The 9,391-nt window shown below is 62.3% G+C and carries 8 protein-coding genes; 7 read left to right on the top strand and 1 reads right to left on the bottom strand.

Annotated features, from left to right (window positions below; all coding sequences use genetic code 11):
* Positions 1–198: 198 nt before the first annotated feature.
* Entirely contained in the window at positions 199–906 is a 708-nt protein-coding gene (locus AC3WP7_RS02745) for a tellurite resistance TerB family protein (protein WP_092241099.1), read from the bottom strand.
* A gap of 168 nt (positions 907–1,074) precedes the next feature.
* Here AC3WP7_RS02745 and AC3WP7_RS02740 point away from each other — a divergent pair, with 168 nt between their 5' ends.
* The 7 genes from AC3WP7_RS02740 to AC3WP7_RS02710 all read left to right on the top strand — a co-directional run bounded on the left by AC3WP7_RS02740 (position 1,075) and on the right by AC3WP7_RS02710 (position 9,349).
* Positions 1,075–1,986: a LysR family transcriptional regulator gene (locus tag AC3WP7_RS02740; protein ID WP_071488759.1), complete on the top strand. Its 912-nt coding sequence runs from the start codon at positions 1,075–1,077 to the stop codon at positions 1,984–1,986.
* 133 nt (positions 1,987–2,119) lie between these two features.
* Positions 2,120–3,577 carry a gamma-aminobutyraldehyde dehydrogenase gene (locus AC3WP7_RS02735; protein WP_170856028.1) on the top strand — a complete coding sequence of 486 codons (1,458 nt, stop codon included), beginning with the start codon at positions 2,120–2,122 and terminating at the stop codon, positions 3,575–3,577.
* Between the two features lie 72 nt (positions 3,578–3,649).
* A complete protein-coding gene (gene ydcS, locus AC3WP7_RS02730) occupies positions 3,650–4,801 on the top strand; it encodes a putative ABC transporter substrate-binding protein YdcS (protein WP_102591691.1) in 1,152 nt (383 codons plus the stop codon).
* A 189-nt stretch (positions 4,802–4,990) separates the two neighbouring features.
* Positions 4,991–6,025, top strand: a complete 1,035-nt coding sequence (locus AC3WP7_RS02725; RefSeq protein ID WP_102591692.1) for an ABC transporter ATP-binding protein — start codon at positions 4,991–4,993, stop codon at positions 6,023–6,025.
* A gap of 1 nt (position 6,026) precedes the next feature.
* Positions 6,027–6,956 carry an ABC transporter permease gene (locus tag AC3WP7_RS02720; RefSeq protein WP_092241091.1) on the top strand — a complete coding sequence of 310 codons (930 nt, stop codon included), beginning with the start codon at positions 6,027–6,029 and terminating at the stop codon, positions 6,954–6,956.
* Positions 6,946–7,755 carry an ABC transporter permease gene (locus AC3WP7_RS02715; RefSeq protein ID WP_025856826.1) on the top strand — a complete coding sequence of 270 codons (810 nt, stop codon included), beginning with the start codon at positions 6,946–6,948 and terminating at the stop codon, positions 7,753–7,755. The genes AC3WP7_RS02720 and AC3WP7_RS02715 overlap by 11 nt, the downstream gene beginning before the upstream one ends.
* A gap of 169 nt (positions 7,756–7,924) precedes the next feature.
* Positions 7,925–9,349, top strand: a complete 1,425-nt coding sequence (locus tag AC3WP7_RS02710) for a gamma-aminobutyraldehyde dehydrogenase (protein WP_092241089.1) — start codon at positions 7,925–7,927, stop codon at positions 9,347–9,349.
* Positions 9,350–9,391: the final 42 nt, after the last annotated feature.

The following is a 9,391-nucleotide window of genomic DNA, read 5'->3' as shown; positions in this document are numbered from 1 at the left end:
GAGGGCCATTCAAATGGAGGGGAGTATAGCTGAGCAGAAGCCCTCATTTATCAACGGGTTTTGCTGTAGCGTCCACAGAATGCAAATGTGCGAGGGGACTTGCCCCCGATGGCGATGTGCCAACCAACTGTAAATAGGCTGAAACACCGCTACCGGGGCGAGTCCCCTCGCACATTTTGATCGCTGCACGCCCCGTCTTTACGCGTTCAGCCGCACCTGTTTTTCCAGTTCCAGCTTCAAGCCGGGCTCGAGCTTCAGTTGGCGGGCCAGCTCGTCAAGGTAGGCTTTCTCCATGAAGTTCTCCTCGTCCACCAGCATCACGCTGGCGATGTACATCTCGGCCGCCATTTCCGGAGTGCCGGCAGCCCGCGCCACATCGGCCGGGTCCAGGGGTTTGTTGAGTTCGGCGTGCAGCCAGCTTTGCAGCTCGCGGTCGTTGTCCAGTCTGGTGAATTCGCCTTCGATCAGCGCACGCTCGCGCTCGTCCACATGGCCATCGGCTTTGGCCGCCGCAACCAGCGCCTTGAGGATGCCCTGACTGTGTTGCTCGACCTGGGCCGGTGGCAGGCGATCGATAGTCTGTGGCTCGCCCTGGGGCGCGCTGGCCTGATTGGCCTGCCAGTTGCCGTAGGCCTTGTAGGCGATAACGCCCAACGCCGCCAGACCGCCGTAGGTCAGCGCCTTGCCGCCGAATTTACGCGCCTTCTTGTTGCCCAGCAGCAGGCCCATGGCCCCCGCCGCCAGCGCGCCGCCGCCAGCACCACCGAGCAGGCTGCCCAGGCCGCCACCGCCGAGCAGACCGCCCAGAGCACCTTTGTCGTCCTGCCTACGCTGGCCGCCAGCCTTGTTTTGCAGCATGTCCTGGCCAGACTTGAGCAACTGATCGAGCAATCCACGGGTATTCATTCGCAGCCTCCAGACACTTGGGTTCATAGGACCAATAGGCCCCCAGCGTAAAACTAAGTGCCAAAAAGCCCTGATCTAGAGTGCTTCCAGATGTAACGCGACCGCCCTTCACTTAAATCGATATACACTCGAACAAATCTATAAAAACACCCCACTGGTAATTCCAGCATGATGACCTTGCGTCAAATCCGGCACTTTATTGCCGTGGCCGAGACTGGTTCGATCTCCGCCGCCGCGCAGACGGCGTTTATTTCCCAGTCGACCCTGACCCTGGCGATCCAGCAACTGGAACAGGAAATCGGCGTCAACCTGTTCAACCGTCACGCCAAGGGCATGACCCTCACCCACCAGGGCCATCAGTTCCTGCGCCAGGCGCACCTGATCCTCGCCACCGTCGACAACGCCAAGCGCAGCCTGCAACAGAGCACCGACCAGGTCGCCGGGCAGTTGATCATCGGCGTGACCAGCCTGGTGGCCGGTTATTACCTGGCCGATTTGCTGACTCGCTTCCAACGCGCCTACCCCAATGTGGAAATCCGCGTGATGGAGGACGAACGCCCGTATATCGAGCATTTGCTGGTCAGCGGCGAAATCGACGTGGGCGTGTTGATCCTCTCCAACCTCGAAGACCGCCACGCCCTGCAGACCGAAGTGCTCACCCACTCCCCGCACCGGCTTTGGCTGCCCGCACAGCATCCGCTGCTGGAGCACGACAGCATCAACCTGGCCGACGTGGCGCGCGAGCCCTTGATCCAGCTGAACGTCGATGAAATGGGCCACAACGCCCAACGCCTGTGGACCAGCGCCGGCCTGCAACCGCGCGTGACCCTGCGCACCGCCTCCACCGAAGCGGTGCGAAGCCTGGTGGCGGCAGGCCTGGGCGTGTCGATCCAACCCGACATGACCTACCGCCCCTGGTCGCTGGAGGGCGACATTATTGAAGCGCGGCCGATTGCCGACCTCAGCCAGACCCTCGACGTGGGCCTGGCCTGGCGCCGTGGCACGGCGCGCCCGGCGCTGGTGGACCCGTTCCTGACCGTTGCCCGCGAACAGCCGCACCCGCGCAAGCCATCTATTTAATCGAATGCTGTATTCAGTATTTAGTATTTGTTGACCTCGCGCCTGACCTCTAGTCTCTGCTTATCCCCTAAGAGAAAGGTCAGGCCCTCGTAAGAGAACGCCCATGGCCGCACAAGAAAAGAGATCACGAAAAATGTCCGGCGCGCCCACCCCGCTGCTCACTGCGTTGCTGATCGACGGCGAACTGGTCCCGGGCCAGGGTTTTGCCGAGCCGATCCTCAACCCGGCCACCGGTGAAATCCTCACCCAAATCGCCGAAGCCAGCGCCGAGCAGGTCGAGACCGCGATCCTTGCCGCCCACCGTGCCTTGGCCGGTTGGTCGCGGACCACGCCGCAGCAACGTTCGAACATCCTGCTGGGCATTGCCGACGCCATCGAAAAACACGCCGATTACCTGGCCCGCCTGGAGTCCCTGAACTGCGGCAAGCCGCTGCACCTGGCACGCCAGGATGACTTGAGCGCCACCGTGGATGTGTTCCGCTTCTTCGCCGGGGCCGTGCGTTGCCAGACCGGGCAACTCAGCGGTGAATACCTGCCGGGCTACACCAGCATGGTGCGTCGCGATCCGATTGGCGTAGTGGCCTCGATTGCGCCATGGAACTACCCGCTGATGATGGCCGCGTGGAAAATCGCTCCGGCCCTGGCGGCCGGTAATACGCTGGTGTTCAAGCCATCGGAACACACGCCGCTGTCGATCCTCGCCCTCGCCCCGGTGCTCAAAGACCTGTTGCCGCGTGGCGTGATCAACATTCTGTGTGGCGGCGGCGAAGGTGTCGGCAGCCATCTGGTCAGCCACGCCAAGGTGCGCATGGTTTCGCTGACCGGCGATATCGTCACCGGACAGAAGATTCTGCAGGCTGCCTCCAAGACCCTGAAACGCACGCACCTGGAACTGGGCGGCAAGGCGCCGGTGATCGTATGCAACGACGCCGACCTGCAAGCCGTGGTCGAGGGTGTGCGCGCCTACGGTTACTACAACGCTGGCCAGGACTGCACCGCCGCATGCCGCATCTACGCCCAGGCGGGTATCCACGACAAACTGGTCGCCGAGCTCGGCGCCGCTGTCAGTAGCCTGCGCTTTGCCGGCAAGCGCGACACCGACAATGAGCTGGGGCCGCTGATCAGCACACGCCAGCGCGACCGCGTGGCCAGTTTTGTCGAACGCGCCCTCGGCCAGCCACATATCGAACGCGTCACCGGCGCCGCCGTGCATTCCGGTGCCGGCTTCTATTACCAGCCGACGCTGCTGGCCGGCTGTAAACAGAACGATGAAATCGTGCAGCGCGAAGTGTTCGGCCCGGTGGTCACCGTAACGCGCTTCGACGAACTGGAACAGGCGGTGGACTGGGCCAACGACTCCGAGTACGGCCTGGCCTCGTCCGTGTGGACCCAGAACCTGGACAAGGCCATGCAAGTGGCGGCGCGTCTGCAATACGGCTGCACCTGGATCAACAGCCATTTCATGCTGGTCAGCGAAATGCCCCATGGCGGCTTGAAGCGCTCGGGGTATGGGAAGGATCTGTCCAGCGACTCGCTGCAGGACTACAGCGTGGTGCGGCACATCATGGCGCGCCACGGCCAGCATCTTTAAAACAACAACTAAGCTCTTGCGTTACCGGTTCAAACAACTGCCCCGACCATAATTAAAGAAGAGGGAACCCCCATGTCTGCGCACAAGACCGCACTGCTCAGTGCTTTGACTACCGCGCTGCTGGCCAGCGCCAGCCTGCAGGCCGCCGAACCGCTCAAAGCGGTGGGTGCCGGTGAAGGCCAACTGGATATCGTCGCCTGGCCCGGCTATATCGAACGCGGCGAAAGCGACAAGGCCTACGACTGGGTCAGCGGTTTCGAGAAGGAAACCGGCTGCAAGGTCAACGTGAAAACCGCCGCTACCTCTGACGAAATGGTCAGCCTGATGGCCAAGGGTGGCTATGACCTGGTGACCGCGTCGGGCGATGCGTCGCTGCGGCTGATCGTCGGCAAACGGGTGCAGCCAATCAATACCGCACTGATCCCCAACTGGAAGAACATCGACCCCCGCCTGAAGGACGCGCCGTGGTACGTGGTTGGCCAGCAAACCTACGGCACCCCGTACCAGTGGGGGCCAAACGTGTTGATGTACAACACCAACGTATTCAAGACCGCGCCCACCAGCTGGAATGTGCTGTTCGACGCGCAGAACCTGCCGGACGGCAAGCCGAACAAAGGCCGCGTGCAGGCGTATGACGGCCCGATCTACATCGCCGACGCGGCGCTGTACCTCAAGTCGGCCAAGCCGGAACTGGGCATTCAGAACCCGTACGAACTCACCGAAACACAGTACAAGGCCGTGCTTGAATTGCTGCGCGCCCAGCAACCGCTGATCCACCGCTACTGGCACGACACCACCGTGCAAATGAGTGACTTCAAGAACGAAGGCGTGGTGGCCTCCAGCGCCTGGCCGTATCAGGTCAACGGCCTGCAGAACGAGAAGCAGCCGATTGCCTCGACCATTCCGAAGGAAGGCGCCACCGGCTGGGCCGACACCACCATGCTGCATGCCGAAGCCAAGCACCCGAACTGTGCCTACAAATGGATGGACTGGTCGCTGCAACCGAAGGTCCAGGGCGATGTGGCCGCCTGGTTCGGTTCGCTGCCAGCCGTGCCGGCAGCCTGTAAGGAGAGCGAGCTGCTCGGCGCCGAAGGCTGCAAGACCAACGGCTTCGACCAGTTCGACAAGATCGCCTTCTGGAAAACCCCGCAGGCGGAAGGCGGCAAGTTCGTGCCCTACAGCCGCTGGACCCAGGATTACATCGCGATCATGGGTGGCCGCTAGACACCATCGGTCTCCTGTGGGAGGGGGCTTGCCCCCGAGTGCAGTGTGTCAGCCAGCACATCTGTAACTGATCCACTGCTATCGGGGGCAAGCCCCCTCCCACATTGACCGCATTCACAGATGTTTTGTTTTTTCAGAAGTCCAGGCCGGGCCGCTGCGACGATCCGTGCCTTTTCGGAGCACCGCACCATGACACTTGCAGTCCAATTCACCCACGTTTCCCGTCAGTTCGGCGAAGTGAGGGCCGTTGACCGGGTTTCCATCGATATCCAGGACGGCGAGTTCTTTTCCATGCTCGGGCCTTCCGGCTCGGGCAAGACCACCTGCCTGCGCCTGATCGCCGGGTTCGAGCAGCCGAGCGCAGGCTCGATCCGTATCCACGGCGAGGAAGCCGCCGGCTTACCGCCCTACCAGCGCGACGTGAACACCGTGTTCCAGGATTACGCGCTGTTCCCCCATATGAATGTGCGCGACAACGTCGCCTACGGCCTCAAGGTCAAGGGTGTGGGCAAGACCGAGCGCCTCAACCGCGCCGAAGAAGCCCTGGCCATGGTCGCCCTCGGCGGCTACGGCGAGCGCAAGCCGGTGCAGCTCTCCGGCGGTCAACGCCAACGAGTGGCCCTGGCCCGCGCCCTGGTCAATCGCCCGCGTGTGTTGTTGCTGGATGAACCCCTGGGCGCCCTCGACCTCAAGCTGCGCGAGCAGATGCAGAGCGAACTGAAAAAGCTGCAACGCCAGCTGGGCATCACCTTTATCTTCGTGACCCACGACCAGACCGAAGCGCTGTCGATGTCCGACCGCGTCGCAGTCTTCAACAAAGGTCGCATCGAGCAGGTCGACACCCCGCGCAACCTGTACATGAAACCGGCCACCGCCTTCGTCGCCGAGTTCGTCGGCACCTCCAACGTGATTCGCGGCGAGCTGGCGCAGCGCCTCAGCGGCAGCACGCAACCCTTCTCGATCCGCCCGGAACACGTGCGCTTCGCCGAGGGCCCGCTGGGCGCCGGCGAAGTGGAAATCAGCGGCCTGCTCCACGACATCCAGTACCAGGGCAGCGCCACCCGCTATGAACTGAAACTGGAAAACGGCCAGGCGCTGAACATCAGCCAGGCCAACAACCAGTGGCTGGACATCAGCAGCGGCCACCAGGTCGGCCAGTCCATCGCCGCCCGTTGGGCGCGGGAAGCCATGACCCCGCTGACCGACAGCGCAGGCGAGGTGTGACATGAGCCTGGCTATTTCCCACCCGCCGATGCGCAGGTTTTCCAACCTGCTCTACCGCAAGCCCAACCTCTACCTGGCGATGCTGCTGGTGCCGCCGCTGATCTGGTTCGGCGCGATCTACCTCGGTTCGTTGCTGACCCTGCTGTGGCAAGGTTTCTATACCTTCGACGACTTCACCATGGCGGTCACGCCAGACCTGACCCTGGCCAACTTCGCCGCGCTGTTCCAGCCGTCGAACTTCGACATCATTGTGCGCACCTTGAGCATGGCGATCGTGGTATCGATCGCCAGTGCCATCGTGGCCTTCCCCATTGCCTACTACATGGCGCGCTACACCACGGGCAAGACCAAGGCGTTCTTCTACATCGCGGTGATGATGCCGATGTGGGCCAGCTATATCGTCAAGGCTTATGCCTGGACCTTGCTGCTGGCCAAGGGCGGCGTGGCGCAGTGGTTCGTGCAGCACCTGGGCCTGGAGCCTGTGTTGCAGTTCGTGCTGGGCGTTCCCGGCGTGGGCGGCAGTACCTTGAGCACCTCGCATCTGGGACGGTTCATGGTGTTTGTCTATATCTGGCTGCCGTTCATGATCCTGCCGATCCAGGCGTCCCTGGAGCGTTTGCCGCCGTCCTTGCTGCAAGCCTCTGCCGACCTGGGCGCCAAACCGCGCCAGACCTTCATGCAGGTGATATTGCCGCTGTCGGTGCCAGGGATTGCCGCAGGTTCCATCTTCACCTTCTCGCTGACCCTGGGCGATTTCATCGTGCCGCAACTGGTCGGCCCGCCCGGCTACTTCGTCGGCGGCATGGTCTATGCGCAGCAAGGCGCCATCGGCAACATGCCCATGGCGGCGGCGTTCACCCTGGTGCCGATCGTGCTGATCGCGGTTTACCTGTCCATCGTCAAACGCCTGGGGGCCTTCGATGCACTCTGAAAAATCCTCATTGGGCCTGAAGATCGCCGCCTGGGGCGGGTTGGTGTTTCTGCACTTCCCGATCCTGATCATCTTTCTTTATGCCTTCAACACCGAAGAAGCTGCGTTCAGCTTTCCGCCCCAGGGCTTCACCCTGAAGTGGTTCAGCGTGGCGTTCGCGCGGCCGGACGTACTGGAGGCGATCAAGCTGTCGCTGCAGATCGCCGCCATCGCCACGCTGATCGCCATGGTGCTCGGCACACTGGCCTCGGCGGCGCTGTATCGCCGCGAGTTCTTCGGCAAGCAAGGCGTGTCGCTGATGTTGATCCTGCCGATTGCGCTGCCGGGGATCATCACCGGTATCGCACTGCTGGCGACGTTCAAGACGCTGGGTATAGAGCCGGGGATGTTCACCATCATCGTCGGCCACGCGACCTTCTGCGTGGTGATCGTCTACAACAACGTCATTGCCCGCTTGCGCCGCACCTCCCACAGCCTGATCGAGGCCTCGATGGACCTGGGCGCCGACGGCTGGCAGACCTTCCGCTACATCATCATGCCCAACCTGGGCTCGGCGCTGCTGGCCGGCGGCATGCTCGCCTTTGCATTGTCGTTCGACGAAATCATCGTCACCACCTTCACCGCCGGCCACGAGCGCACCTTGCCGCTGTGGCTGCTCAACCAGTTGAGCCGCCCGCGGGATGTGCCGGTGACCAACGTGGTGGCGATGCTAGTGATGCTGGTAACGATGTTCCCGATTCTCGGTGCCTATTACCTGACCCGCGGCGGTGAAAGCGTGGCCGGGAGTGGCGGCAAATAACGATGCTATTGAAGGAACACGGTTCAAATGTGGGAGGGGGCTTGCCCCCGATGGCAGTGGGTCAGTTGTAGAGGGTGTGACTGGAAGATTGCTATCGGGGGCAAGCCCCCTCCCACATTTAGAGCCAGTTTATTCAAGGAAATAACGATAGTTGGTGGAGAGCTGAACCATGCAAACCAAATTACTGATCAACGGCCAACTGGTCGAAGGCGAAGGCCCGGCGCAGGCTGTATTCAACCCGGCTCTGGGCCGCGTACTGGTAGAAATCAAGGAAGCCAGCGAAGCCCAGGTCGACGCCGCCGTGCGCGCCGCCGACGCGGCCTTCGAAGGCTGGTCGCAAACCGCGCCCAAGGATCGTTCGCTGCTGCTGCTGAAACTGGCGGACGTGATCGAGGCCCACGGCGAAGAGCTGGCCAAGCTGGAATCGGACAACTGCGGCAAGCCCTACAGAGCCGCGCTCAACGATGAAATCCCGGCGATTGCCGATGTATTCCGTTTCTTTGCCGGCGCCAGCCGTTGCATGAGCGGTTCGGCCGGCGGTGAATACCTGCCCGGCCACACCTCGATGATCCGTCGCGACCCGGTGGGCGTGATCGCGTCCATCGCGCCGTGGAACTACCCGCTGATGATGGTCGCCTGGAAAATCGCCCCGGCCCTCGCCGCCGGTAATACCGTGGTGCTCAAGCCGTCGGAGCAAACCCCGCTGACGGCATTGCGCATGGTCGAACTGGCCGCTGAAATCTTCCCGGCCGGCGTGCTCAACCTGGTGTTCGGCCGTGGGCCTACCGTGGGCAGCCCACTGGTGACGCACCCTAAAGTGCGCATGGTGTCGCTGACCGGCTCCATCGCCACCGGCGCAAATATCATCTCCAGCACCGCCGACAGCGTGAAACGCATGCACATGGAGTTGGGTGGCAAGGCGCCAGTGATCATCTTCAACGATGCGGACATCGACGCCGCCGTGGAAGGCATTCGTACCTTCGGTTTCTACAACGCCGGCCAGGATTGCACGGCGGCCTGCCGGATTTACGCGCAGGCGCAGATCTACGACAAGTTCGTCGAAAAACTCGGCGCGGCGGTCGCCAGCATCAAGTATGGATTGCAGGATGACCCGGCCACGGAGTTGGGCCCGTTGATTACTGCGCAACATCGCGACCGTGTTGCCGGGTTTGTCGAACGCGCCGTGGCGCAACCGCACATTCGCCTGGTCACGGGTGGCAAGGCGGTGGAAGGCAATGGTTTCTTCTTTGAACCCACCGTGCTGGCCGACGCACAGCAGGACGACGAGATCGTGCGCCGCGAAGTATTCGGGCCGGTGGTCTCAGTGACCAAGTTCAACGACGAAGCGCAGGTGCTGGGCTGGGCCAACGATTCGGACTACGGCCTGGCGTCGTCCGTATGGACCGCCGATGTAGGACGTGCCCATCGCCTGGCCGCACGCCTGCAGTACGGCTGCACCTGGGTGAACACCCACTTCATGCTGGTCAGCGAAATGCCTCACGGCGGTCAGAAACTGTCTGGCTATGGCAAGGACATGTCCATGTACGGGCTGGAGGACTACACCACCGTGCGTCATGTGATGTTCAAGCACTGACAATTCAACCCGGCATTCCCTCTGGATGCCGGGAACCTATAA

This window comes from Pseudomonas sp. FW305-3-2-15-C-LB1 (assembly GCF_058787615.1).
This window is presented reverse-complemented; position numbering and strand designations above follow the sequence as displayed.

What these genes read in the sequence shown, in the direction of transcription:
- AC3WP7_RS02725 (WP_102591692.1), top strand. Translation starts at nt 4,991, where the DNA reads ATGACACTTGCAGTCCAATTCACCCACGTTTCCCGTCAGTTCGGCGAA.
- AC3WP7_RS02735 (WP_170856028.1), top strand. Translation starts at nt 2,120, where the DNA reads ATGTCCGGCGCGCCCACCCCGCTGCTCACTGCGTTGCTGATCGACGGC.
- AC3WP7_RS02710 (WP_092241089.1), top strand. Translation starts at nt 7,925, where the DNA reads ATGCAAACCAAATTACTGATCAACGGCCAACTGGTCGAAGGCGAAGGC.
- AC3WP7_RS02745 (WP_092241099.1), bottom strand. Translation starts at nt 906, where the DNA reads ATGAATACCCGTGGATTGCTCGATCAGTTGCTCAAGTCTGGCCAGGAC.
- AC3WP7_RS02740 (WP_071488759.1), top strand. Translation starts at nt 1,075, where the DNA reads ATGATGACCTTGCGTCAAATCCGGCACTTTATTGCCGTGGCCGAGACT.
- AC3WP7_RS02720 (WP_092241091.1), top strand. Translation starts at nt 6,027, where the DNA reads ATGAGCCTGGCTATTTCCCACCCGCCGATGCGCAGGTTTTCCAACCTG.
- ydcS (WP_102591691.1), top strand. Translation starts at nt 3,650, where the DNA reads ATGTCTGCGCACAAGACCGCACTGCTCAGTGCTTTGACTACCGCGCTG.
- AC3WP7_RS02715 (WP_025856826.1), top strand. Translation starts at nt 6,946, where the DNA reads ATGCACTCTGAAAAATCCTCATTGGGCCTGAAGATCGCCGCCTGGGGC.